At 62.9% G+C, this 24,039-nt stretch carries 19 protein-coding genes and 2 tRNA genes; 8 read left to right on the top strand and 13 right to left on the bottom strand.

Annotation, left to right across the window (positions count from 1 at the left end; genetic code table 11):
• Nucleotides 1-143: 143 nt before the first annotated feature.
• The 4 genes from nagZ to NKL06_RS28765 form a co-directional block, all read right to left on the bottom strand.
• Nucleotides 144-1,163, bottom strand: a complete 1,020-nt coding sequence (nagZ, locus tag NKL06_RS28750) for a beta-N-acetylhexosaminidase (protein ID WP_023691105.1) — start codon at nt 1,161-1,163, stop codon at nt 144-146.
• Between the two features lie 133 nt (nt 1,164-1,296).
• Entirely contained in the window at nt 1,297-4,752 is a 3,456-nt protein-coding gene (locus NKL06_RS28755) for an SPOR domain-containing protein (protein ID WP_023691104.1), read from the bottom strand.
• A gap of 103 nt (nt 4,753-4,855) precedes the next feature.
• On the bottom strand, nt 4,856-6,619 hold the full coding sequence (gene argS, locus NKL06_RS28760) for an arginine--tRNA ligase (protein WP_023681655.1): 1,764 nt from the start codon (nt 6,617-6,619) through the stop codon (nt 4,856-4,858).
• Nucleotides 6,620-6,681: 62 nt separating this feature from the next.
• Nucleotides 6,682-7,896, bottom strand: coding sequence for a deoxyguanosinetriphosphate triphosphohydrolase (locus tag NKL06_RS28765; protein WP_023691103.1), 1,215 nt, complete (start codon nt 7,894-7,896; stop codon nt 6,682-6,684).
• Nucleotides 7,897-7,972: 76 nt separating this feature from the next.
• Here NKL06_RS28765 and erpA point away from each other — a divergent pair, with 76 nt between their 5' ends.
• The 4 genes from erpA (at nt 7,973) to NKL06_RS28785 (ending at nt 9,891) form a co-directional block, all read left to right on the top strand.
• On the top strand, nt 7,973-8,320 hold the full coding sequence (gene erpA, locus NKL06_RS28770) for an iron-sulfur cluster insertion protein ErpA (RefSeq protein WP_031199080.1): 348 nt from the start codon (nt 7,973-7,975) through the stop codon (nt 8,318-8,320).
• Between the two features lie 4 nt (nt 8,321-8,324).
• A complete protein-coding gene (locus NKL06_RS28775) occupies nt 8,325-8,717 on the top strand; it encodes a VOC family protein (RefSeq protein WP_023691101.1) in 393 nt (130 codons plus the stop codon).
• A gap of 8 nt (nt 8,718-8,725) precedes the next feature.
• A complete protein-coding gene (gene xth / locus NKL06_RS28780) occupies nt 8,726-9,520 on the top strand; it encodes an exodeoxyribonuclease III (RefSeq protein ID WP_023667698.1) in 795 nt (264 codons plus the stop codon).
• A gap of 116 nt (nt 9,521-9,636) precedes the next feature.
• Complete coding sequence (locus NKL06_RS28785; protein ID WP_245260192.1) at nt 9,637-9,891, top strand: hypothetical protein; 255 nt, start codon at nt 9,637-9,639, stop codon at nt 9,889-9,891.
• A 200-nt stretch (nt 9,892-10,091) separates the two neighbouring features.
• Here NKL06_RS28785 and NKL06_RS28790 read toward each other — a convergent pair whose 3' ends face one another.
• The 5 genes from NKL06_RS28790 to NKL06_RS28810 form a co-directional block, all read right to left on the bottom strand.
• A complete protein-coding gene (locus tag NKL06_RS28790; RefSeq protein WP_023691100.1) occupies nt 10,092-10,916 on the bottom strand; it encodes a tetratricopeptide repeat protein in 825 nt (274 codons plus the stop codon).
• Nucleotides 10,903-12,627: a dihydroxy-acid dehydratase gene (gene ilvD / locus NKL06_RS28795; protein ID WP_023691099.1), complete on the bottom strand. Its 1,725-nt coding sequence runs from the start codon at nt 12,625-12,627 to the stop codon at nt 10,903-10,905. Before ilvD ends, NKL06_RS28790 begins: the two co-directional genes overlap by 14 nt.
• 288 nt (nt 12,628-12,915) lie before the next feature.
• Nucleotides 12,916-14,181, bottom strand: a complete 1,266-nt coding sequence (locus NKL06_RS28800; RefSeq protein ID WP_023691098.1) for an OmpP1/FadL family transporter — start codon at nt 14,179-14,181, stop codon at nt 12,916-12,918.
• A gap of 360 nt (nt 14,182-14,541) precedes the next feature.
• Entirely contained in the window at nt 14,542-17,325 is a 2,784-nt protein-coding gene (locus NKL06_RS28805; protein WP_023691097.1) for a valine--tRNA ligase, read from the bottom strand.
• Nucleotides 17,326-17,591: 266 nt separating this feature from the next.
• On the bottom strand, nt 17,592-18,488 hold the full coding sequence (locus tag NKL06_RS28810) for a PopZ family protein (RefSeq protein ID WP_023691096.1): 897 nt from the start codon (nt 18,486-18,488) through the stop codon (nt 17,592-17,594).
• On the opposite strand from NKL06_RS28810, the gene NKL06_RS28815 reads away from it, so the two are divergent.
• The gene (locus NKL06_RS28815; protein WP_198018639.1) at nt 18,430-18,873 is read left to right on the top strand and encodes a hypothetical protein; all 444 of its coding nucleotides are present in this window, start codon (nt 18,430-18,432) and stop codon (nt 18,871-18,873) included. The genes NKL06_RS28810 and NKL06_RS28815 overlap by 59 nt on opposite strands.
• Here the strand turns inward: NKL06_RS28815 and NKL06_RS28820 are convergent.
• The 4 genes from NKL06_RS28820 to NKL06_RS28835 all read right to left on the bottom strand — a co-directional run bounded on the left by NKL06_RS28820 (nt 18,819) and on the right by NKL06_RS28835 (nt 21,841).
• The gene (locus NKL06_RS28820; RefSeq protein WP_023691095.1) at nt 18,819-20,204 is read right to left on the bottom strand and encodes a TolC family outer membrane protein; all 1,386 of its coding nucleotides are present in this window, start codon (nt 20,202-20,204) and stop codon (nt 18,819-18,821) included. The two genes, NKL06_RS28815 and NKL06_RS28820, sit on opposite strands and share 55 nt — an antisense overlap.
• A gap of 185 nt (nt 20,205-20,389) precedes the next feature.
• Nucleotides 20,390-21,064 (bottom strand): protein-L-isoaspartate O-methyltransferase family protein, encoded by a 675-nt coding sequence (locus NKL06_RS28825; protein ID WP_023691094.1) that lies wholly within the window; start codon nt 21,062-21,064, stop codon nt 20,390-20,392.
• Between the two features lie 108 nt (nt 21,065-21,172).
• Nucleotides 21,173-21,246: transfer RNA gene (locus tag NKL06_RS28830), tRNA-Cys, on the bottom strand.
• 334 nt (nt 21,247-21,580) lie between these two features.
• Nucleotides 21,581-21,841 carry a PGPGW domain-containing protein gene (locus tag NKL06_RS28835; protein WP_027050334.1) on the bottom strand — a complete coding sequence of 87 codons (261 nt, stop codon included), beginning with the start codon at nt 21,839-21,841 and terminating at the stop codon, nt 21,581-21,583.
• A 231-nt stretch (nt 21,842-22,072) separates the two neighbouring features.
• Here NKL06_RS28835 and NKL06_RS28840 point away from each other — a divergent pair.
• The 3 genes from NKL06_RS28840 to dhaL all read left to right on the top strand — a co-directional run bounded on the left by NKL06_RS28840 (nt 22,073) and on the right by dhaL (nt 24,028).
• A tRNA-Asn gene (locus NKL06_RS28840) sits at nt 22,073-22,147 on the top strand.
• A gap of 207 nt (nt 22,148-22,354) precedes the next feature.
• Complete coding sequence (locus tag NKL06_RS28845) at nt 22,355-23,362, top strand: dihydroxyacetone kinase subunit DhaK (protein ID WP_023691092.1); 1,008 nt, start codon at nt 22,355-22,357, stop codon at nt 23,360-23,362.
• Between the two features lie 24 nt (nt 23,363-23,386).
• The gene (gene dhaL / locus NKL06_RS28850; RefSeq protein ID WP_023691091.1) at nt 23,387-24,028 is read left to right on the top strand and encodes a dihydroxyacetone kinase subunit DhaL; all 642 of its coding nucleotides are present in this window, start codon (nt 23,387-23,389) and stop codon (nt 24,026-24,028) included.
• The last annotated feature ends 11 nt before the right edge of the window (nt 24,029-24,039 follow it).

Consider the following 24,039-nt stretch of genomic DNA (forward strand, 5'->3'; position numbering starts at 1 on the left):
GTCTCCGCCACTTGTTCCTTTACCTCTGGTTAGAGCATGATGCCGAAAAGTGTGAAGCGGTTTTCGGACGACATCATGCTCTCTCTATCTAATTTAGAGACGGATTCAGATTTCAGGTCGAACAGACCTGAAATCATCCGTCTCTAGGCCACCGCATCGAAATAGGTGGCAAACTCGGCGCGTATCTCGGTTTCGTCGGCCCGGTCGCGATCCCTTATATAGGTCAGCGCCCGCTTGGCGCGCTCCAGCGATGTCCCTTCAAGTCCCGTGGTTCGCGATGCGATGCCCGCCATCTCCTCGAAAACGCCATTGCAGTGAAGGACCAGATCGCAGCCCGCCGCAAGGATCGAGGCCGCCTTTGTCGGGAAATCCCCAGAAAGTGCCTTCATCGAGGTGTCGTCGCTCATCAACAGCCCGTCGAAGCCGATCTCGCGGCGGATGATCTCGTCGATGACCTTGCCTGACGTGGTCGCCGGGTTGTTCGGATCGATGGCGCTATAGACGACATGCGCCGTCATCGCCATCGGCAGATGGCTAAGCTCGCGGAAAGGGGCGAAATCATGCCGCTGCAGGTCGCTCAGCGAGGCATCGACCACAGGCAGTTCGAAATGCGTGTCGGCAAAGGCGCGCCCGTGACCCGGAATGTGCTTCACGACCGGCAGCACGCCGCCCGACATCAGCCCTTCCGCCGCCGCGCGGCCGAGTTCGATGACCGGGCGCGGCTCCTTGCCATAGGCGCGCGCGCCGATGACGTCGCTGGCGCCCTCGATCGGCACGTCCAGCACCGGCAGGCAATCGGCAGAGATACCGTAGCGTAACAGGTCGAAGGCGTGCAGCCGCGCCATCAGCCAGGCAGCGCGGGTGCCGGCATCATGGTCCTTGCGCCACAATGCACCGAGCGCGCCGCCGGCGGGATAGTTCGGCGCCAGCGGCGGCCGCAGGCGCTGCACCCGGCCACCTTCCTGGTCGATGAACACCAGCGCATCGGGGCGCCTGATACAGTCGCGCATTTCGGCGACCAGATCGCGGATCTGCTCGGTTTCGCCGATGTTGCGCGCAAACAGGATGAAGCCCCACGGGCATTCATTGCGATAGAAACGGATTTCTTCGCGGGTCAGCGATTTCCCGGCACAGCCGAGGATCATGGATTTTGATTCGGTCATTCCACCAGTTTAGGGCTTCGCGCCGGCAAAGGGAATCTCCCCGGACGGCAAGCGCCTCAACCTCTCGCCCATCCACATGAAAAAGCCGGCGCGACCCTTGGGAACGCACCGGCTCTGATAATTGGATCCGGCCTTACCGAGACACGAAGCAGTTGCCGCCGGCAGCCTTGTAGCTGGTGCACAGATTGATCGCATCGTTGCGCGATTGCGCAGGCACCCGGACACGGTAGAAGGTGCCCTTGCCGGCGATCTCCGCCTTGACGATGTTGGCGGTGCGACCGGCGAGCACATTTCCATAGCGGCGCTGCAGGTCGGCGTAGTTGGCCTGGGCGCTTTCGACCGTCGGCTGCGAAGCGATCTGCATCGACCACGAACCGCCCGATGTCGAAGCCGTCGCCGGGATGGAGGCAACCTGGTCGGGCTTGACCTCGCCGACCACGTCGACCGGCTGGTCGGACGGGCGCTGCGGCGCCACGGCAACCGTCTGCGGCGTGTTGGCGGACTGGGTCTCAGCCTTCGGCGCAGCCGCCGGCTTCACCGGCTTGACCGGCTTGGCGGTCTCGGCACTTGCCTGGTCGCTATTTGCCTGATCGGCAGGCGCCACGGTGCCGGTCTGCTCGGCATCGGCCGAAGGGGCGACGTGCTGCGGCGCCGGGTCAAGCGGCTCAGTCGCCGCAACCTGCGGCGCGGCCGGCGTCGAGTCCTCGCGTGCCACCAACGAGCCGTCGGGCTTGACCACCATGGTCCGCACCTTGCGCGGGGCAACGGCGACCGTATCGGGGTTCTTCTCGGCTTCCTGCAGCACCTGCGCAATGCGGTCCTCGGATTTTGGCGCCGGCGCGACAGCCGCGTCGGGGTTGCCGGCAGCGTCGGGGTTGACGGCAGCTTCGGGGTTGCCGGCAGCGTCGGGGCCTGGGGCAGTATCGTCGGGCGACAGATCGACGACGCGGCTTTCAGGCTCCTGCGCCTTCACATCGACCGGCTCTTCGGTGTTGGTGACCAGCTTCTCCTGAACCGGCTCGGCCGGCTTGGTGCCCTTGGCGACCGCATCATAAACCTTGTTGTCCTGGTTCGGCACCACGGCGCCGCCCGGATTTTCGGGCTTGACCTTGATCGGCCTGTTGTCGGCTTTGACAATGACCGGCGCATCGCTGCCGCCCTTGCCGCCGAACGACAAGGCGAAGGCGCCAAGGCCGCCGGCAATCGCAACCGCAGCAACGACCCCCGCGACCAGCAGCCCGCTCCTGCGCGGCCGTGCGGCTTCCTGCTCGGCGAGGCCCGGCACCGCCATTGCCTCGTCCAGATCCGGATCGTAGTCGAGTTCGTCGACCGCGAAATCGTCGGCCTGCGAAACCGGCTGGCTGCCGGGCAGATCGTCCATGTCGAAGCCGCCGGCGGCATCGGCGTGGTGAGCTTGCGTGGCTGCAAGCACTTCGGCTGGCCGCGCCGCATAGGCGCGCTGGTCGAGCTCGTGGCCCGAACTGAAGCTGGAACTGTAGGAATCGTCATCATAGCCGGCACTGCGTGCGGCAGTGGGCGGCGCCACTTCCACCGCGTTCATGTCGTTGAGCATGCCGGCGAATTCGGCGTCGATGTCGTCATAGGCGGCCGGCTCGTCTTGCTCGAAGCTGAGTTCTGGAATGTCGAGGTCGTCGGCAATCGCCACCACACGCTCCGGCACATCGACCGTCTCGACATCCGGCATCTCGTCATAGGCCTGAGGCGGCGCCTGGCGCGATGGCGTCGGCGCCACATAGGCAGCAGCGGCAACCGGCTGGTCGCGATAGCTTGGCGCTGCCGCCGGCGGCATGGACGGCTTTTCTGCAAAAGAAGCTTGCGGCTGCGCTGCAAAAGAAGGTTGCGGCTGCGCTGCAAAGGAAGGCTGGGCCGGGGTGGGAGTCACGCGGCTCCACGAACGCGCCGGCTCCGGCGGCGTCGAGCGCCAATCGCCAGCGACCGGTGCTGCCGTATCGTCATGACCGAGATCGATGCCCTTGGCCAGCGCCGCGTCGAAGGCGTGATCATCGAACTCGATCTCGGGCACATGGCCTTCAAGTTCGCCGGCAAGCAGATCGTCGAAATCGGCATCGTCCGCCTGGGCCTCCTGAGGAGCAGGCGCGTGTTCGTCCAGGTCCCAGTCGAGATTATCGACCGGAGCGACCGGCGTCGCGACGGACCGCTGCACCGGGGCAACCGGCTCATAAGTCCTGGTGGGCTCGATGGCGGCAGCCCTGGTGGGCTCGGTGACCACCGGAATCGGGGCGACTGGCGCCGGGCGTGGTGTGGTCATGGCGCCAAGCAGCGCGTTGAGTTCATCTTCCAACGTCCGTTCGTCAGCGACCGGAGCGGCCGGGGTCGCCATATTGGTAGGCGCCACATAGGCTGGTGCGACCGGAGTTGGCTGAACCGGAGCGGGTGCGGTCTCGGCCACCGGCTCGTGATCGGCAAGCGCATCATCGATGCTCAGATCGAAATCGTCGAATGCTTCGTGCGCAGTCTCATGAGAGGGGCTGGCCTCCACGGTCCAGGCCGGCGTCTCGTCCACTTCCGGCGCATCCATCTCAACCGGCGCGCTGGCCTGCAGATCGCTGACATCCAGATCGCGCTCTTCCGGATCCTCGGCCTCAACAGGCTGAGCCTCGAAAGCCTGAGGCTCGAAATGCTCGGCCGCAAAATCCTGGGCTGCAAAATCCTGGGCTGCAAAATCCTGGGCCGCAAAGTCCATGTCGACATCGGCCATCGCGTCATCGAAATGACCCGCAAAATCCTCGTCGGCAACAGCGTGGTCGGCGGAGCCGACGGCGTCGAAGGTATGGATCGGCGCCTCGGCTACTGGCGCGGCATACTGGTCCTGCGCCGGCGCAGGACCGTCCAGCGTCAGCTCGTCTTCCAGCGACATCGAGACGGCATTGTCGAAATCATCGTCGAACGCGAGATCGTCGGCAGGCGCAGCAGCAACCTGCGCGACATCTGCGGCATGGGCGACGGTCGCATCGTCATCGAGCAGCAACCCCTGCTCGAGCGAAGCGGCAAGCTCGTCATCCATCGGCAGGTCGTCTTCGAGCGGCGATACGTTTTCCAGTGAACTGGCCACGGCATTGTCGAAATCGTGATCGAATGCAGCTTCGTCGGATGCGGGCTCGGCAAACCAAGGTTCGGCAACCGAGGGTTCAACGGGAGCAGCCGCAGCCTGCGGGGCAGCGCCGAAATCCAGATCGGTGGCATCGTCGAAGACGAAATCATATTCCAGCGAAGCAGCCAGCGCATCGTCCATCGCGGCATCGGTGGTTTCGAAAGCCGGCTCGCGAATCTCGGCAGCAGGTTCGTAGGGCTCAGCGGCAGGCTGGTGAACCTCGGGAGCTGGCTGGCTGGCCTCCCTGGAACCGACTTCATCGCCGAATTCGCCCATCAACTCCTTCTCGAGGTCGATGTCGAAATCGCCCTCGTCCGCAGCCGTCTCGACGGCTGGCGCCTGCGGCTTGACCGGCTGGCGCGGATCGAAACCCATGATCCTGGTCAGTTCAGCGAACGGATCATCTTCGGCGATGTCGTTGTTGTCGGCTACTCTCAGCTGGGTTCTGTCTGCCATTATTGTTCCCGAACTCGCACTCATTCGGACGCCATGGACGTCGCGTAGGGTTGGCCCTTACCAGCGCAATGTGGGCAAATGGTGACAGGTGTTTTAGTTAAACCTAACGCATCTCAGTGGGCGCATCAGCCCCAATCAGCGTCAGGCCGGAGGTCAAAACATCCGAAACAGCCTGCACCAGCCCTAGTCTGGCATGAGTCAATTGTCGGTCGTTAACCTTAACAAAACGTAAGTCGGCATTCTCGGTGCCCCGATTCCAGTGTCCATGGAAGCTGGAAGCCAGATCGTAGAGGTAGAATGCCAGCCGGTGCGGCTCCAGCGCAAGGGCCGCAGATTCGACCAACCGGGGATATTCAGCCAGCTTCCGGATCAGGCCGATCTCGCCCTCATCGGTGAGCGACGCCGAGGCCGCGGCCAGGCTGTTGCGGTCGAAATTGGCCTCGCCCAGTTGCTCGCTCGCCTGCCGGAACACCGAATGACAGCGCGCCGAAGCGTACTGCACGTAGAACACGGGATTGTCCTTGGACTGTTCGGTGACCTTGGCGAAATCGAAGTCGAGCGGCGCGTCGCTCTTGCGGTAGAGCATCATGAAGCGGATCGCATCGCGGCCCACCTCCTCCACCGCTTCGCGCAAGGTCACGAAGTCGCCCGACCGCTTCGACATCCGAACCGGTTCGCCATCGCGAAACAGCTTCACCAGATTGCACAGCAGCACCGTGAGTTGCAGCTTCAGATCATCGCCTGCAATCGCCCGCGCCAGCGCTTCCAGCCGCTTGACGTAGCCGCCATGGTCGGCGCCCAGCACATAGATCAGGCCGACGAAACCGCGGTCGACCTTGTCCTTGAGATAGGCGACGTCGGCGGCGAAATAGGTGAACGAGCCGTCGGACTTGACCAGCGCCCGGTCCATGTCGTCGCCGACCGCCGTCGAGCGAAACAGCGTCTGCTCGCGGTCTTCCCAGTCGTCCGGCTTCTCGCCCTTGGGCGGCGGTAGCTTGCCCTTGTAGATATGGCCTTTCAGCGTCAGATCGTTGATCGCCGAGCGGATTTTTTTGGCATTGTCGGCATGCAGCGTGCGCTCGGAGAAGAAAACGTCGTGATGCACATTGAGCAACGCCAGATCCTCGCGGATCATCACCATCATGGCGTCGATCGTGCGGTCCTTGACGATTGCCAGCGACTCATCGTCGGGCATCTGCAAGAGCTTGCGGCCAAATTCGGCAGCCAGCGCCTGACCGACCGGCACAAGGTAATCGCCGGGATAGAGGCCGGCCGGTATCTCGCCAATGTCGTCGCCCAGCGCTTCGCGGTAGCGCAGGAAGGCCGAACGCCCGAGCACGTCGATCTGCGCGCCGGCGTCGTTGATGATGTATTCCTTGGTGACGTCATAGCCGGCGAAGGCCATCAGATTGGCGAGCGTGTCGCCGACAACCGCGCCCCGGCAATGGCCGACATGCATCGGCCCGGTCGGATTGGCCGAGACATATTCGACATTGGTCTTCTTGCCGCCACCAATGGTCGAGCGGCCGTAGTTTTGCCCCTCGCCGAGCACCGCGGTCAGATGTGCCTGCCAGAAAGCGTCCTTGAGCCGGAGATTGACGAAGCCGGGACCGGCGACGTCGGCTTCGGCAACATCGGCGTCGCTGCGCAGCACTTCCACCAGCCGCTCGGCCAGCGCCCGCGGGTTGTGCCCTGTCGGCTTGGCCAGTACCATCGCCGCATTGGTGGCGAGATCGCCATGGCTGGCGTCGCGCGGCGGCTCGACGGCGATGCGCGACAGGTCGGGCGAAACGCCATTACTGTCTTTCAAATCAAGCGCTTCGACGGCTTTTGTGATTCGCGCGCTGAAATCGGCGAAGATGTTCATGGGTCTTGCTCTGGCGGACTGTGCAGGGGAACCGGCTCATTGGCCGGCAAATCGCGCCCGCCCTAGCTTAAATCGGGCGTATGGTCAAACAGACGGCGGTGTTCCTTCAAGGCGTAGGTATCCGTCATCCCCGCCAGGAAATCGGCGACGCTGCGCGCCTTGATGCGGTCCTCCGCCCGGTCGAGCCCCTCCCGCCAGCCGTCCGGCATGGCGCGCGGATCGGCGAAATAGACATCGAACAGGTCGCGCACGATCTGCTCGGCCTCAATGCGAACGCGCATCACCTCGTCATGCCGGTAGAGATGCTTGTAAAGAAAGGTCTTCAAATCCTTCTCGGTCGCCGCCATGTCTGCGGAAAAGGTCACCATCGTCTCGCCCGCCGCCCGCACCGCTTCGGCGCTGTCAGGCTTGATGCGCTCCAGATTGGCGGTGGTGGAAACAATGACGTCCTCGACCATCATCGTGATCTGCCGGCGCATCAGCTCATGGCCGGTGCGCACATCGTCCAGGCCCGGATAGCGCGCGCGCACGCTTGCCAGGATCGATCCCGGCAGCGCCACCGTTTCCAGCATTTCCAAGGTCAGGAAGCCGGAGCGCAGGCCGTCGTCGATGTCATGGGTGTTGTAGGCGATATCGTCGGCGATCGCAGCACATTGCGCCTCGATGCCGGCGAAATGGTCGAGTTCGAGGTCGTGCAACTCGGAATAGTCGCGGATCGCCTGCGGCACCGGGCCTTTGAGCCCTTTTCCCTTGGCGTCGGTCAGCGGGCCATTGTGCTTCACCAGGCCTTCCAGCGTTTCCCAGGTCAGGTTCAGCCCGTCGAACTCGGCATAGCGCCGCTCCAGCCGCGTCACCACGCGCAGCGACTGCGCATTGTGGTCGAAGCCGCCCCATTGGGCCATCCGCTCGTTCAGCGCGTCCTCGCCGGTATGGCCGAACGGCGTGTGACCGAAATCGTGCACCAAGGCGACCGCCTCGGCCAGATCCTCGTCGCCGCGCAGCGCTCGCGCCAGAGCCCGCGCAATCTGCGCCACCTCGATCGAATGCGTCAGCCGGGTGCGGTAGTGATCTCCTTCATGGGCGACGAACACCTGCGTCTTGTGCTTCAGGCGGCGGAAGGCAGTCGAATGAATGATACGGTCACGGTCGCGCTGGAATGGCGTGCGAGTCGGGCTCTCGACCTCGTCATAGAGCCGCCCGCGCGACCTGGCTGGGTCGCTGGCATAGGCCGCGCGCGGCCGATAGCCGAACCCAATGTCGCCAAGCTCATTTGTCATGGCTGATGCCGCCGCAGTTGACTTGCCCCTTCCCGCTTCATACCTATCATGTGAAACTGAAAGCAAGGTGACGCCCATGGGCGCTGATGCCAAGACTGCCATGAAAGTCGAGATGACCGAGTCCGCCGCCAGGCGGATCGCGAAAATCGTCTCTGGCGAGGCCGGCAAGACGGCGCTGCGCGTCTCCGTAGAGGGCGGCGGCTGCTCCGGCTTTTCCTACAAGTTCGACCTGGTCAATACGCGCAACGACGACGACGTCGCCATCGAAAAGGACGGCGCCACCGTGCTGATCGACGATTTGTCGCTGGTCTATATGGGCGGCTCGGTGATCGACTTCGTCGACGATCTGATGGGCCAATCGTTCCAGATCCGCAACCCCAATGCAGTCGCCTCCTGCGGCTGCGGCACCAGTTTCTCCATCTAGGCAGATGTCCGGCGTCGGCGCGGTCCGTCAGGTCGCACTGTCGGCCGGGCGCGATCTCGACGTGACGCTGGCCTTCTGGCGCGATGTGCTCGGCCTCAACGTTCACGCCCGCTACGATCCGCCGGGCATCGCCTTCATCATGGCCGGTGATATCAGGTTGCTGTTCACCGATGGCGTTCCGGCCGGCACCGTCTATCTCGATATAGCCGGGCTCGAAGCCTTCCACGCCGAGGCGAAAGCGTCCGGCGTTCCCTTCACCGCACCGCCGGCGCTCGTCCACAACGACACCGAAGGCACGTTCGGAACGGCGGGGGAAAGCGAGTGGATGGCCTTTCTAAAGGACCCGGCAGGCAATACGATCGGGCTTGTCGAACGTCTTTCGCCCGAACATCCCTGAGGCCGCCCATGAAAATCGTTACCTGGAACATAAACGGCATTCGCGCCCGCATCGGCAACCTCACCCACTGGCTGAGCGAAAGCCAGCCCGACATCGTCTGCCTGCAGGAGATCAAGTCGGTCGACGAGCAGTTCCCGCGCGCCGAGATCGAGGCGCTTGGCTACAACGTGGAAACCCATGGCCAGAAGGGCTTTAACGGCGTCGCCCTACTGTCGAAACTTCCGTTCGACGAGGTTATCAGAGGCCTGCCCGGTGATGACGCCGACGAGCAGGCGCGCTTCATCGAGGGCGTGTTCTCGACCGACCAGGGCGCGCTGCGCGTCGCCTCGCTCTATCTGCCCAACGGCAATCCCATCGATGACGAGAAGAAATTTCCTTACAAGCTGGCCTGGATGGAGCGGCTGCATCGCTGGGCCGAGCAGCGGCTGCTTCTGGAGGAGGCGCTGGTGCTGGCCGGCGACTACAATGTCATCCCCGAGCCGGTCGATGCGCGCTTCCCCGAGAACTGGCTTGGCGATGCGCTGTTCCAGCCGCAGACGCGGCAGGCCTTCCGGCGACTGAAGAATCTCGGCTTTACCGAGGCGGTGCGCGCCGTCACCGATGCGGCCGACGTCTACACCTTCTGGGATTACCAGGCCGGTGCCTGGCAGAAGAACAACGGCATCCGCATCGACCATCTGCTGTTGTCGCCCGAAGCCGCCAACCGCTTTTCCTCGGCCTCGATTGAAAAGCACGTGCGCGCCTGGGAAAAGCCTTCCGACCATGTGCCGGTGGCGATCGATCTGGCGCTGCTGCCGGCCTGATATCAGCCGAAACCCTGATGTCGCCACAATCGCGCCATTCAGTCAGAGGTCAGCATGGCGGCTGGGGTTCCATGGCACTACGATTCCTCCTTTGCCCGATCGGCCTGGCATTTGCCATGGCCTCTCCTGCAGCGGCACTTGCCGACCAGCAGTGCCTGGCCAATGGCAAGTCCTACCAGGTCGGCCAGGTCACCTGCCTGACGGTTTCAGACAAGAGCCATATGGCCCGCTGCGACCTGGTGCTCAACAACACCTCATGGACCAAGATCGGCGACAGCTGCCCCGACAGCACGATGAAGCCGCATCTGCACGTCACGCCGATCTCGATGCCGGTACACAGAGCGGCGCCGGCGGAACTCACCGAGAACTGATGGATGTGAGCTAATTTCCCCCTTGAGGGGGAGATGGCCGGCAAGCCAGAGGGGGGCGCGAAGAAACGCGACCTTTCGGTCAAACAAGCTCACCTTCTCAGTCCAACCCGGGCAAACTTTAGTCAACTGAAATGCCAGCGGGACAGCGCCCCCCTCTGCCCTGCCGGGCATCTCCCCCTCAAGGGGGGAGATTGGCAATTTCACTGGTCGCCGCCGCCCTTGGTGAGAATATCGTCGGCAAGCGAAATCGCAGTGCGGCGGTCGGCTTCGCCGGCGGCGGCAAATGCCTCTTCCTGCATGCCGCGGATCCACGGCTGGTCGCTCGGCGAGGCGCGTTCGAGCGCGGCGGTCATCATGGCCAGCCCGCGCACGATCTTGCCGCTCTGGAACAGAAGATTGCCAAGCGTCGCCTGGGCGCCGGCATGGCCTTTTTCGGCGGCGAGCTGGAACCAGCGGCCGGCCTGCTTGACGCTGGCCTTGACGCCGCCCTCGCCCTTCAGGAACATCTGGCCCATCTCGAACTGGGCGTTCGGGTTGCGGTAATTGGCGGCCGCACGCATGTAATATTCCTGCGCCGCGACCTCGTTTTCCTCGACCGGGCTGCCGGGGATGCCTGTCCGGAGATAGTCGCCCAGCGCCACCAGCGCGTCGGAGACATAGCTTTCCTCCGGCGAACCCGGCTCGACATCCTGATCGACGATCTCGGAGAAGAATTTGAACGCCGCGTAGTCGTCGCGCGTCACGCCGTCGCCTTCGGCATACATGCGGGCGAGCTTCCAGGTGGCGCCGATCTGGCCGTTTTCGGCGGCGTATTTATAGGCCTCGACCGCCTGTTCCTTGTGGCCGCTCTTGTAAGCGGAGAAGCCGAACTGGAACACGGCCCACGGGCTCGATTGCGGCTTCACGCCGGTCTTGTCGTCGAACACCTTGTCGTCGAAGGCCATGGCCTGGCTCACGGCGCCAAAGATCGCAACAGCGACCAGTGCCGGAAGGACAGACGACCTCAACAACTCAGATATCCGCATAGCAATGTGTTTCTTTGGCACCGCCGGGATGGGTGACCGCGCCGTCGCGGGCAGGCCCTACCGTCTGTGCATATTTCCAGATCGCGCCCGACTGGTAGTCGGTCGTGCGCGCCTTCCAGGCCTTCGCCCTCGTTGCCAGTTCAGCCTCGGACAGGTCGACCTCGATCGTGCCTTTGGTCGCGTCGATCGAGATCACGTCGCCGTCTTTCAAGAGCCCGATCGGGCCGCCAACGGCTGCTTCGGGCCCGACATGGCCGATGCAGAACCCGCGTGTCGCGCCCGAAAAACGGCCGTCGGTGATGAGGGCCACCTTGCCGCCCATGCCCTGGCCGTAGAGCGCCGCCGTCGTCGACAGCATCTCGCGCATGCCCGGACCGCCGCGCGGACCCTCGTAGCGGATGACGAGAACTTCGCCTTCCCTGTAGTTGCGGTGCGTGACCGCCTCGAAACATTCCTCTTCCGAATCGAAACAGCGTGCCGGGCCTGAGAATTTCAGCTCCGTCATGCCCGCGACCTTCACGATCGCGCCTTCGGGGGCAAGGTTGCCCTTCAAGCCCACGACACCGCCGGTTTGGGTGATTGGTCGGTTGGCGGGACGGACCACATCCTGGCTATCATTCCAGGCAACATGCTCCATGTTTTCGGCCAAAGTACGGCCAGTCACGGTCATGCAGTCGCCATGCAGATAGCCATGGTCGAGCAGCGTCTTCATCAACAGCGGAATGCCGCCGGCCTCGAACATGTCCTTGGCGACATATTTGCCGCCCGGCTTGAGGTCGGCGATGTAAGGCGTCTTCTCGAAAATCGCGGCAACGTCGAACAGGTCGAACTTGATGCCTGCCTCATGCGCGATCGCCGGCAGGTGCAAAGCCGCATTCGTCGAGCCGCCGGTGGCCGAGACCACGGTCGCCGCATTCTCCAGCGCCTTCAGCGTGACGATGTCGCGCGGCCGGATGTTCTTGGCGATCAGCTCCATGATCTTTTCGCCGGAGGCGAAATTGAAGCGGTCGCGCATCTCGTAAGGCGCCGGCGCGCCGCAGGAGTACGGCAGCGCCAGGCCGATCGCCTCGGCGACGGTGGCCATGGTGTTGGCTGTGAACTGGGCCCCGCAGGAGCCGGCGGACGGACACGCCGCCTGCTCGATCTCGAGCAGTTCGGCATCGCTGACCGTGCCGACCGAATGCTGGCCGACCGCCTCGAACACGTCCTGCACAGTGATCTGGCGGCCGCGATAGGAGCCCGGCAGGATCGAGCCGCCATAGATGAAGATCGACGGCACGTTGAGCCGCACCATGGCCATCATCATGCCGGGCAGCGACTTGTCGCAGCCGGCAAGGCCGACCAGCGCATCGTAGCAATGGCCGCGCATGGTGAGTTCGACCGAATCGGCGATGACATCGCGCGACACCAGCGACGACTTCATGCCCTGGTGGCCCATGGCGATGCCGTCGGTGACGGTGATGGTGCAGAATTCGCGCGGCGTGCCGTTGCCGGCCGCGACACCTTTCTTGACCACTTGCGCCTGGCGCATCAGCGAGATGTTGCAAGGCGCCGCCTCGTTCCAGCAGGAAGCAACGCCGACCAGCGGCTGCGCGATCTCGGCTGCCGACAACCCCATCGCATAGAGATACGAACGATGCGGCGCACGCGCCGGACCAACGGTCACATGGCGGCTAGGCAGCTTGGCCTTGGAAATGACTTTGGCGTCCATACTCTTCCTTGCCGCGGGCGGTGCGGCCTGCCTCATCGCCGAGCCTTCTGGCGCGTGTCCCGAGACAAATTCGAGGTGCGCCGGGTTTATGGCGGGAAATGGGCAATTTGGTCGGGCGGGGCTGTAGCGCGGGGGTTGGTCTGGAACTGTTGCCAAAACGTCACAATTACGAGAGGTGAAAGTGATGCGACGGATTTGCAACGCTGGCGCCTGTCGGCACGACACGGCGCTGTTCTCCAAAAGAAAAGGCCGGGCAGTGCCCGGCCTTTTGTCTTCAATTTGAAAGGCTTACCACTTCACCTTCAACGAGGTCGAAACTGCGGAGACCAGATCGTTGCCGAAGTCTGCTGTGTAATCTGTACCGTAGGTGACGCCATCTTCGCCCACGACTGGATGGATCGATCCGCTCGTAAGAACACCCAGTGCCCCACCAAGACGTACCTCGATGTTCTGGGTCGGCGTGTAAGCCACGCCACCGCTGACCGTCCAGGTATCGGTCTGAGCGCTGAGGCCCGTGCTGGTGCCACGATCCCAGGTCAGAACGGCAGCGCCGCTCCACTGATCATTGAACTTGTGGCCAATGCCGCCGGAAACCGTCCAGCCATCACGATAGAGCAGATCAAGCGACGTGGCCCGGTAATCGCTGGTAGTCGAGCACTCTGGAGAGCCCACCGGGCAAAACGGAATGCTCTGCAGGACGCTCCAGTTGACCCACTTGACGGATCCAAAAGCCAGCCATCCTGGCGCGATGCCGGACTGCAGTTTCAGTTCCAAAGAGTCGGGCACCTGAGAAGATCCGGAGACGTCCGTTACCTTGCCCAAAAGCGGGTTGCCCGGAAGAGGAACCTCGGTCAGATCGAGCGTTCCGTCCAAATTATTGAGCTTGACCGCCGAGTTGTACACTAGGCTGGCGCGCAGCGCGATATCCGGAATCTCGTACGCAATACCAGCGCGCCATCCATAACCGTCGCCCTTGAGATCGAGACGGCCTATGCCGGTACCGATGCCAAGCAACCCTGGAATTGGCGACACCAACTGTTCCTTGTAGCCCGAGACGTCCTCGTGGAACACGCCACCGATGAAACGAAACTGTCCTTTGCCCAGATCCATCTTGTACGAGCAGGTTCCGCCTACAGCTTCACTCTTGACCTTGGTGACGACATTGCCGTTCGCGCCGGCCCAATTGGCGCCGGGATTGCTATACGCACCGATCGGTTGGCCGTAGTCGATAAGGCAATCGACGGGGCCTACACCAGCCTTGAAGCCGACGCTCGGTACCCAATAGCTTTCGGTATCACGGGCGCTGCTGGAGTATCCCATGGCGCTAAGATCGCTACCACCTGTAAGCGGGTTCGGATCTATGTCCTTCACATTCTTCAGGTCGCGTTGCGGCATCACATAGGTGCCGGTAACCTCGCCCGTGACCTGCGCCGGATCGAACAGCAGATCGATGTCATAGCCGCCGCGCTCCAGACCGCCGGCATGTACGGAACCGATCAGGCCCAGCGAAAAACACCCCGCCCCCAGCAGTGTTTTCAAACGCAAATTGTTCATGAATGTCCTCCCCGAAATTCCAGTGCGTCAAGCTAGAACCAATTCGGGTTAACGGTGCAACAATGAATTGATATAGCGTACATGTACGCACTTGCAGAACGCATTTCGGACAAAGTGGCGACCCGCGCAAGCATGCCGGAAAATGGCCATTTGAGCGGCAATCGGCGCAAAAAATCATGAAAAACCGCTCTAAACAGTATAAAACCCGGCTGTTTTACCGGCATTAGGCCCCATTGTTACATTATGGCAACAATGGGGCCAAAACTTTCCGTTTACGTCAATATTAACGCTGCGGAATGCCTGTTTTTCGGGCAACAGCGCCCCTGCGAAGCACGCGCCGAGGCTCGCGAATCCGGCAACTCAGCCGGCGTCGCGCACCCGGGTCAACGCCACCGAAAGCTTCTCCTGCTGATCACGGTATTCCGCGAGTTTTTCGCGCTCGGCCGCGACGATCTCTTCCGGCGCGCTGGCGACGAACCGTTCGTTCGACAGCTTCTTGTGCAGCCGCGCGATTTCCTCGGTCACCTTGGCCAGTTCCTTCTGCAGCCGCGCCGCCTCGGCGGACAGATCGATCAGGCTGCCGAGCGGCAGGCAGATCGTCGCCTCGTTGAGCACGATCTGGGCCGAGCCCTTGGGTGCGGCGTCCTGCAGCGAGATGTCGCCGACCCGCGCCAGCCGCTTGATGGCGGACGCATGGCGTTCCAGCCTCTGGTGAGTCTCGGCGCTGGCGCCGACCACCACCAGCGGCGCGATCGCCGCCGGCGGCACGTTCATTTCAGAGCGCACGGAGCGAATACCGGAGACCAGATCGACCAGCCAGTTGATGTCGGCGGCTGCATCGGCGTCCTCGAAGTCGGGCGACGGCCAGGCGGCGTGGCACAGCAGCGTTGCGCGCGTCCTGCCCTCACCTGCCGTCTGCGCCCACAGCTCCTCCGTCATGAACGGCATCATGGGGTGAAGCAGCTTGTAGATCTCGTCGAGCACGAAGGCGACGCAGGCGCGGCTTTCGGCTTTGGCCGCCTCGTCAGTGCCCATGAACACCGGCTTGAGCAGTTCGAGATACCAGTCGCAAAACAGGTTCCAGACGAAGCGGTAGGCAGCCCCTGCCGCCTCGTTGAAGCGGTATGAGGTGATGCCCTCGGTGATCGCGTGCGACGCCCGGGTCAATTCGGTCAGGATCCAGCGGTTGACCGGCAACTTGGCGTCGTTCAGCCAGAAATCGTCATTGCGCGCGACCTCGTTCATCTCGGCAAAGCGTGTCGCGTTCCACAGCTTGGTACCGAAATTGCGGTAGCCGGCGATGCGCGCCGGATCGAGCTTCACGTCGCGCCCCTGCGCCGCCATCACCGTCAGCGTGAAGCGCAGTGCATCGGCGCCAAACTCGTCGATGAGGTCGAGCGGATCGATGACGTTGCCTTTCGACTTCGACATCTTCTGCCCGTTCTTGTCGCGCACCAGCGCATGCACATAGACGGTGTGGAACGGCTCCTCGTGCATGAAATGCAGGCCCATCATCATCATCCGGGCGACCCAGAAGAAGATGATGTCGAAACCGGTCACCAGCACGTCGGTCTGGTAATAGGTCTTCAGCTCCGGCGTGTGATCCGGCCAGCCCAGTGTCGAGAACGGCCACAGTGCGGACGAGAACCAGGTGTCGAGCACATCCTCGTCGCGGCTCAGGATTTCGCCCGGCTTGAAGGTCTCGAGCTTGTCCTCGACCCAGGCCTTCCACGGGCCTTCCAGCGCCAGATAATATTCAATCGCGGCGCCCAGCGCCTCTTCCTCGGTCTTCTCGACGAAGACGCGGCCGTCCGGCCCGTACCAGGCCGGGATCTGATGACCCCACCACAGCTGGCGTGAAATACACCAGGGCTGAATGTTCTCCATCCAGTCAAAATAGGTCTTTTCCCAGTTCTTCGGCACGAAGTTGGTACGGCCTTCACGCACCGATGCGATCGCCGGCTTGGCGAGCTCGGCGGCGTTTGCATACCACTGCTCGGTCAGAAACGGCTCGATCGGCACGCCGCCGCGGTCGCCATGCGGCACGGCGTGGCGGTGCGGCTCGATCTTGTCGAGGAAGCCGCCGGTCTCCATCAGCTCGACGATTTTCTTGCGCGCGACGAAACGGTCGAGACCGTCGAGCTCGTCCCAGACAGCCTGACGCTCCGGCGTCACGTCGAGCCCGGCGAGAAAATCCTCATTATCCCTGAGCGTTATTGCCGCCTCGATGGTCAGGATGTTGATCGCCGGCAGCTTGTGGCGCTTGCCGACCTCGAAATCGTTGAAGTCGTGCGCCGGCGTGATCTTGACCGCGCCGGAACCCTTTTCCGGGTCGGAATACTCGTCAGCCACAACCGGGATTTTCCGGCCGACGATCGGCAGCACGACATTTTTCCCGACCAGATGCCGGTAGCGCTCGTCGTCCGGGTGCACGGCGACCGCCGTATCGCCAAGCATCGTCTCGGGCCGTGTCGTCGCCACGGTAATGAAGGTCGCCGAATTTTCCGGATCGAAAGTCTCGCCTTCGATCGGATAGCGGAAGTGCCAGAGATTGCCGTTGATCTCCTGGGGCTCGACCTCCAGGTCGGAGATCGCCGTCAACAGCTTCGGGTCCCAGTTCACAAGGCGCTTGTCCTTGTAGATCAGCCCTTCCTTGTAGAGGCTGACGAATACTTCGAGCACGGCCTTGGACAGGCCTTCATCCATGGTAAAACGTTCGCGCGACCAGTCCGCCGAGGCGCCGAGCCGCTTCAGCTGGTTGAAAATGGCGCCGCCGGACTCGGCCTTCCACTCCCAGACCTTGTCGATGAACTGTTCGCGGGTAAGATCGCGGCGATGTATCTGCTTTTCCATCAGCTGGCGTTCGACCACCATCTGCGTGGCGATGCCGGCATGGTCCATGCCGGGCTGCCACAGCACGTTCTTGCCGCGCATGCGCTCGAAGCGCACGAGTATGTCCTGTAGCGTGTTGTTGAGTGCGTGGCCCATATGCAGCGAGCCGGTGACGTTGGGCGGCGGGATGACGATGGTGAAGGCCTCCGCCCCCTCCTCGGCGCCGGCGCCGGCGCGAAATGCGTCCGCCTCTTCCCAGATTTTGGCGATCTTGGGCTCGACGGTCTTGGCGTCGTAGGTCTTTTCAAGCATGGGAAAGTGGTCCGCGCGGTCGGGAGTTTTGCTGACCCGGTGTAAATCGGAAGGTTTTGGCCAAGTCAACCGCGAGGGCTGCCTCAGTCCTTCAACGCAAATAGGCGGGGCCCTGGTCATTTCAACGGGAAGGCCATGCCTGCACCTTCATCGTCAGCGATCCCGACGGTAACCTGATCGTGTTCGCGACATCGGCCGGAAGCTGGCCTGCAGCGAAAGCTCCGCCCGAAGGCGGCGCTTTAATCCGGAACGGGCTGTGGTAATGCCTACTGCGCGCCGCGCGCGACGCGCTCGATTTCTTCGCGTACCAGGCGCTCGACCAGCGTCGGAAGGTTGTTGTCCAGCCAGTCCTGCAGCATCGGCCGCAGCATCTCCTCGGCCATCTCGTCGAAGGTCTTCTTGCTGCGGCTGGCAAAGGCGTCGGAGAGCTCGCCGAAGGCCGCAGCGACCTGCCGTCCCGTATGTTCCGAAACGATCGCCGGCCGAACCGGAGTTGTATCGGCCGGGCGCGCGTGCTCGCTGCGCGAAGGATGAGGCTCGAAAGCCGGCTCGGCAGCGAGATCGTCTTCGAAAGCCTCGACCTCCGCGATTGCTGCCTGCCGATTTTCAGTCTCTGGCTGCCTGATCTCCGGCTGCCTGATCTCGGGCCGCCGTACTGTGTCAGCCGGTTTTGCCTGATTGCCAACGGCCGCGATTTCGCGGCGCCAATCCGTGACGATCGAGTCGGTGGTTTCCGCCTTTGCCCGCACTGCAACTTCTGCCCTGACGGCGGGAGCTGGCTCACTGGCTATCCTGGCGCTTACTTCCGCCAATGTCATCGGAGCATGCGCGGGTGGCGCGGCGGTCGTGGCATTTGCCGCAATGGCCGGCTTCACTGGCGACGGCTCGGAGCGCGGCTCCAGCCGCGCAACCACCGGCTCGGCCAGTTGGGCCTGCACCTCGGCCAGCGTCACCGGCTTCTTGCTTTCGGTCGAGCTGTGCAATTCGCTGCGGAAGGCCTCGACATCCGAAACAGGTCCGGCGGCCGGCACAACGTCCTGGCGCAACTCATCCGCGTCGCCCGGCAGCTTGCGGCCTGTGTCGCTGTCTTCGATGATCCTCCTGATGGAAGCCAGTATTTCTTCCATGGAAGGTTCGCGCTGTGCGCTGCTTGCCGTCGCCATCGTCACATCCGCCGCCCCCGCGCATGATCCCGAAAATCGATCTTCGATTTTCGAAGAGGATCAGGCGCAAAATCAAAGTTCTACAGCCTCCTTTGCGCATCCATCGGACGCGTGGCGCTGCAGTGACCCGTTCCTGGATTCCTGTCCGGCAAAGCCGGATACGAATCATGGCGACAGCGTAGCCGACGGATCGCCATCCGAGAATCCCCAATCTCGGAAGACGCCGGATTTCAACAATTTAGGCTACAAAAGACAAACGCCGCGCATCCTTGGGAAGCGCGGCGCTACGATACTTTCAATCTTGGCGGGATTTGAACCGCTCAGTCGCGATCAACGACCGTCCGGCGTACGCAGCCCGATCCATTTGTCCTTGACGGCTCTGTAGTGCTCTTCAGGCTTGTACTTCACCACATTCAACGCCAGGCGATCGGCCGACAGGCGGCCCATGGCCGACAGGATGGCGTAGCTCGCTACAACCACATCGCGCTCGGAGCTGGCGAGGTCGATCTTTGCCGAGATGACGGCGTTCTGGGCATTCAACACGTCGAGCGTGGTGCGCTGTCCGACATTGCGCTCCTCGATGACGCCGTTGAGCGCCAACTGTGCGGCCGCGATCACCTGCCGATTAGCGTCGACGCTTTCACGCGCTGCGATGTATTGCGTCCATGCCGAGGTCACGGCCTGGCGCACCGAGTCACGGCTGACATCCACCTCGATGCGAGCCTGGCTGAGCGATTCCTTCGACTGACGAACGAGTGCGGAGGTACGGCCGCCCGAATAGATCGGAACGGTCAGCGTCGCGCCGACGGTGGCGGCATTGGAATCGCCGTCCGAATCCCCCGCGCCAGGTACGGTATTTTGATAGACATGGGAAAGGCCGGCACTGGCAGTCAACTGCGGCAGCAACGCACCCTCCTGCGTCTTTACATCAAATCCGGCTGCATCGACGGAATGTAGGGCGGCCAGGATGGCCGGATGCTCGTTCGATGCAATGCCGATCGCCGCCTCGAGACTCCTCGGCAACAGCTTCGCCAACGGCGACGCGGCCTTGAGCTTGCCCGGCTCGTCGCCGACGATCTGATGATAGGTTGCCGCACTGGCCAGAGCCTGCGCACGGGCGGCACTCAATTGCGCCACCGCGGCCGAACGCGACGCGTCGGCCTGCGCCACATCGGTGCGCGTGCCCTCGCCGACCTCGAAGCGCGAGCGTGCCGCGCGCGCCTGCTCGGTCAGGAACTGCAGGTTCTGTTCGGTCAGCACCGCCACCTGGCGGTCGCGAATCACGTCCATATAGGCGCTCGCCGCGTTGAACAGCGTGTTCTCTTCGGTGTTGCGCAGGCCCTCGACCGAGGCCCTCACCTGTGCAGCGGCCGACGCGACCCTGTTCTTGGTCTGGAAGCCGTCGAACAGCGTCTGATCAATCCGAACGCCGAAGCTGCCGGTGGTCAATGCCAGGCTCGCGTTCCTGCCGTTTAGGTGCCTGGAGGTGTAATCGATATCAGCCGAACCAGTGATCACCGGGCGATAGCCCGACTTGGCGATCGCCACGCCCTCATCGGTGACGCGCACGCCGGCACGGGCCGAATTCAGCGAGGAATTGTTCTGGTAGGCCTTGGAAAGCGCGCCGAGAATGGTTTCCGCCGAGGCGGCTATCGGCGAAAGCGCTGTCGCGGAAATGAGGACAGTAACAAACAAACTCTTGGCTAAGGACGGCACTTTATATCCCTCATTCGTTTTGCACGGGAACCACGCCACGCCAGCCCATCCCTAGGGATCGGCCAGCGCCGCGTCGATGTATCGTTCCCCCGCTGACAGCCTCCCGAAACCCCGGTTAACCAATCAGCAACGATTGTTCAATCGCAAGCCAACATGACAGAGTCTTTGCTGCAAGGCAAAATCACTTAGAACTCGAAGGCATGAATGCGTTCAAATCCGGGTAGTGGCTTAATTGCCGCATTAAATGCCCGTCTTCCGGTTACAACCCCCCCTGCATTGAAAAAGAGCCGAGCTACGCCCGCATTGCCCTGCCCTTCCACAGCCACCAGCCGGCCGCCTTCGGCAAGCTGGTCAAGCAGCGCCGCAGGCACTTTCTCGACGCTGCCGCCGATGAGAATCACATTGTAGGGCGCCTTGGCGGCATGACCTAGCGGCAGTGGGCCGGTGACCACGGTGACGTTATCGCAGCCCTGCGCCGAAAGCGCCGCTTTGGCTGCTTCCGCCAGTGTGGTATCGCTTTCCAGCGCCACGACGGATTTGGCCAGCCTGGACAGCAGCGCCGCGGAATAACCGGTGCCGCAGCCGACATCGAGCACCGAATCGCCGGCGTCGATCTCGGCCAACTGCAAAAGCTTGGCCAGTGGCGACGGCTCCATGAGGTAGCGCGCACCGCTGCCATTGGCGCCGTCGGAGATGCGGATATCCTCGTCGATATAGGCGAGAGCCTGTCGGCCGGCCCCGACAAAGGCCTCGCGCGGCACGGCAAGCATGGCATCGAGCAATGCTGCGTCGGTCACATCGGTGGTGCGGACCTGGCCGTCGACCATCTTGACGCGAAGTTCGGAGAAATCAGCGCTCATGTCCCAACCAATCCGTCAAAGCCAATGCGCTGAAATGCGCTTGTCGCGCCGACACTGCGGCGCATTCGACCGGAACTCAAGCCCCCGGCATGCGGGAGTTGAAGCGATTGGAGGCCTCGCCCGGAATCGAACCGGGGTGCAAGGATTTGCAGTCCTCTGCGTAACCACTCCGCCACGAGGCCTCATCGCTCCCGGCGAGCGAACTCAATATGGTGGCAGCGAAAGGTCGTCAAGCGTCCGCGCGGCATTCCGGCGCGCTTTCCTCATCAGCCGCCGCAACGTGGTTCCCGAGCGGTTTCAGCGCTTGGCGCACCGGCATATTGGCCGCTCCTCAAGCATGGCTGCGCGACCGGCGAAACTCGAACCCGCGGCTTTACGCAGCGGGTGCAAACTGGCTTCCACCGTAAACGCGCGGCTGACACCAGGGCTGCCGTTCTCAAGGAGATATTCGAGGGGAAGGTCTGCGAGGGGCTGGAAGCGAAGCGTCCGCTGAACCGGGACCGCGCGCCATCGCTTTCAATTTGGCCGGCGACGCCGTTCCCACCAGACGACGAACCGGCGCCGCAGGCGGCGCACCGCGGCAAATTCGTAGGAAAGCACCAAAAGGCCGAGCGGAATCATCCAGAAGCCGAGAATCGGGAGGAAACCGAGAAGGCCGAAAAACACCAGCACGATACCGATGGCGATCCTCAGCCCGCGCGAGCGCGGCATGGTGAACTCGCGCCCGAACACCGAGATTTTCCGCGCCGGTGCCTGGTTTTCGTCTGCTGCAGTCATGTCGAAAGTCGATCCGGTTGCCTTCGATAAAGCCATATGCGCTAAAGGCTGCAATCGCCTTTCAGGTTCCGCCGACCAAGGTCCGACGGCGCCCAAGACGGCTCATATGTGGTGTCATCCGGCGATTGCCAGAAACCATTGGGTGAAAATGCGCTAAAAAATGCGAAATGCTTCTTTGCAAAGCCGAAAAGGGTTTGCTATAGGCTGCGCCACTCACATGAGAGCCTCTATTCCCCGGTAGCTCAGTGGTAGAGCAACCGGCTGTTAACCGGTTGGTCGCTGGTTCGAATCCGGCCCGGGGAGCCACCGCCTTTTCTAAGCCGTGGTGCGATCTTGTACACTACAGCGCCATTGTCCGCGCACTTCGGTCCGCTTAGCTTCTGCCAGAACGGCTGGTAACAGCTACGAAGCCGATCGAGGCAGTTTGGCGGGCATCGCGCCCCTGCCCTCGCCCGAAGGCAGCCTGATAACGCCCGGTATCATCTATGAAAATACCAAATCGGGAGGACGTTGGTGCAAACCAAGAAGATCATCAATGACGGCAATCGGGCCGTCGACGAGATGCTGGAAGGCATCCTGGCTGCGCATCCCCGCCATCTCAAAGCCGTTGACGGAAGCCCGCGCTCGATCATCGCCCGCGATGGACCGCGCCAAGGCAAGGTAGGCCTCGTCATTGGTGGCGGCTCGGGCCACGAGCCGAGTTTTCTCGGCTTCGTCGGCAAGGGGCTGGCCGACGCGGCGGCGATCGGCAATGTCTTCGCCTCTCCGCCGCCCGACCCGATCCTCGAATGCGCCAAGGCGGCGAGCGGCGGCGCCGGTGTGCTGTTCATGTACGGCAACTATGCCGGCGACGTCATGAATTTCGACATGGCGGCCGAGATGGCCGCGATGGACGACATCGAGGTGCGTACGGTGCTGAGCACCGACGACGTCGCTTCCGCGCCCGTTGGCGACAGGCACAAGCGGCGCGGTGTCGCAGGGAACTTCTTCATCTTCAAGGCGACAGGCGCCGCCTGCGACCGCATGTTGTCCTTCGATGAATGCGAACGCATTGCCGGGAAAGCCAACGACCACACCTTTACCATGGGCGTCGCATTGGCGCCCTGTTCGTTGCCGCAAACCCGCCGGCCGAATTTCGAGATCGGACCCGACGAGATGGAGATCGGCATGGGCATCCATGGCGAACCCGGCATCGCACGCGGAAAACTCAAAACAGCCGACGAGATCACCGACGAAATGCTGGACAGGATTCTCGCCGAGATGGCGCCGGCACGCGGCGAGAAGGTCGCCGTGCTGGTCAATTCGCTGGGTTCGACACCGCTGATGGAACTCTACATCATGAACCGGCGCGTGAAGCAGCGGCTTGACGATATCGGTGTATCCATTCACGCAAGCTGGGTCGGCAATTACTGCACCTCGCTCGAAATGGCCGGCGCTTCGATCACGCTGCACCACCTCGACGACGAGTTGCAAACGATGCTCGACCACCCTTGCGACTGCGCCATGTTTCGCGCCGGGTAAACTGGGGACGGCAAGGAACAACAGATGACGACAATCGACACCACCCGCCTTGCCGCGATGTTCGCGGCCATCGCCGACGCTATGTCAGCCGACCGGGATCGGTTGTGCGCGCTTGACGGGGTGATCGGCGATGCCGACCACGGCATTGCGATGGAGCTTGGATTTTCCGCGGCACGCGATGCGGCGGCCGCATTGGATACCGGCACCACCGATCCGACCATCTTGCTGAACACGGCGGCGAAGTCGTTCCTCAACGCCGTCGGCGCCTCCTCGGGCCCGCTCTATGCCACGGCATTCATGCGCGGCGCGGCCGCCGTCAAGGGCAAGGCGACGCTCGACGACGCCGACGCGGTCGCTATGTTCCAAGCGATGGCCAGAGGCATTCAGGATCGCGGCAAGGCCGAGCCTGGCGAAAAGACGATGATCGATGCGTGGGCGCCGGCCGCGACGGCTGCGGGCGAGGCACTGGCCGCCGGCAAGGGGCTGGCCGGCAGCCTCGCGGCTGCAGCCGAGGCGGCAAAGGCCGGCGCGGAGGCGACCAAGGCGATGATCGCCACCAAGGGCCGGGCCTCCCGCCTCGGCGAACGCTCGCTTGGCCATATGGATCCAGGCGCGGCGTCCGCCGTAACCGTCATCGAGGCGATGCGGATCGCCTTGACCGGCTAGGTCGGGAGCGG

The organism is Mesorhizobium sp. C268A (assembly GCF_040324475.1).
Classification (GTDB): domain Bacteria; phylum Pseudomonadota; class Alphaproteobacteria; order Rhizobiales; family Rhizobiaceae; genus Mesorhizobium.

Excerpts from the sequence above, each read along its gene's own strand:
- nagZ (WP_023691105.1), bottom strand. The coding sequence starts at position 1,163 with ATGACCGAATCAAAATCCATGATCCTCGGCTGTGCCGGGAAATCGCTG.
- NKL06_RS28755 (WP_023691104.1), bottom strand. The coding sequence starts at position 4,752 with ATGGCAGACAGAACCCAGCTGAGAGTAGCCGACAACAACGACATCGCC.
- argS (WP_023681655.1), bottom strand. The coding sequence starts at position 6,619 with ATGAACATCTTCGCCGATTTCAGCGCGCGAATCACAAAAGCCGTCGAA.
- NKL06_RS28765 (WP_023691103.1), bottom strand. The coding sequence starts at position 7,896 with ATGACAAATGAGCTTGGCGACATTGGGTTCGGCTATCGGCCGCGCGCG.
- erpA (WP_031199080.1), top strand. The coding sequence starts at position 7,973 with ATGGGCGCTGATGCCAAGACTGCCATGAAAGTCGAGATGACCGAGTCC.
- NKL06_RS28775 (WP_023691101.1), top strand. The coding sequence starts at position 8,325 with ATGTCCGGCGTCGGCGCGGTCCGTCAGGTCGCACTGTCGGCCGGGCGC.
- xth (WP_023667698.1), top strand. The coding sequence starts at position 8,726 with ATGAAAATCGTTACCTGGAACATAAACGGCATTCGCGCCCGCATCGGC.
- NKL06_RS28785 (WP_245260192.1), top strand. The coding sequence starts at position 9,637 with ATGGCCTCTCCTGCAGCGGCACTTGCCGACCAGCAGTGCCTGGCCAAT.
- NKL06_RS28790 (WP_023691100.1), bottom strand. The coding sequence starts at position 10,916 with ATGCGGATATCTGAGTTGTTGAGGTCGTCTGTCCTTCCGGCACTGGTC.
- ilvD (WP_023691099.1), bottom strand. The coding sequence starts at position 12,627 with ATGGACGCCAAAGTCATTTCCAAGGCCAAGCTGCCTAGCCGCCATGTG.
- NKL06_RS28800 (WP_023691098.1), bottom strand. The coding sequence starts at position 14,181 with ATGAACAATTTGCGTTTGAAAACACTGCTGGGGGCGGGGTGTTTTTCG.
- NKL06_RS28805 (WP_023691097.1), bottom strand. The coding sequence starts at position 17,325 with ATGCTTGAAAAGACCTACGACGCCAAGACCGTCGAGCCCAAGATCGCC.
- NKL06_RS28815 (WP_198018639.1), top strand. The coding sequence starts at position 18,430 with ATGGAAGCCAGTATTTCTTCCATGGAAGGTTCGCGCTGTGCGCTGCTT.
- NKL06_RS28810 (WP_023691096.1), bottom strand. The coding sequence starts at position 18,488 with ATGGCGACGGCAAGCAGCGCACAGCGCGAACCTTCCATGGAAGAAATA.
- NKL06_RS28825 (WP_023691094.1), bottom strand. The coding sequence starts at position 21,064 with ATGAGCGCTGATTTCTCCGAACTTCGCGTCAAGATGGTCGACGGCCAG.
- NKL06_RS28835 (WP_027050334.1), bottom strand. The coding sequence starts at position 21,841 with ATGACTGCAGCAGACGAAAACCAGGCACCGGCGCGGAAAATCTCGGTG.
- dhaL (WP_023691091.1), top strand. The coding sequence starts at position 23,387 with ATGACGACAATCGACACCACCCGCCTTGCCGCGATGTTCGCGGCCATC.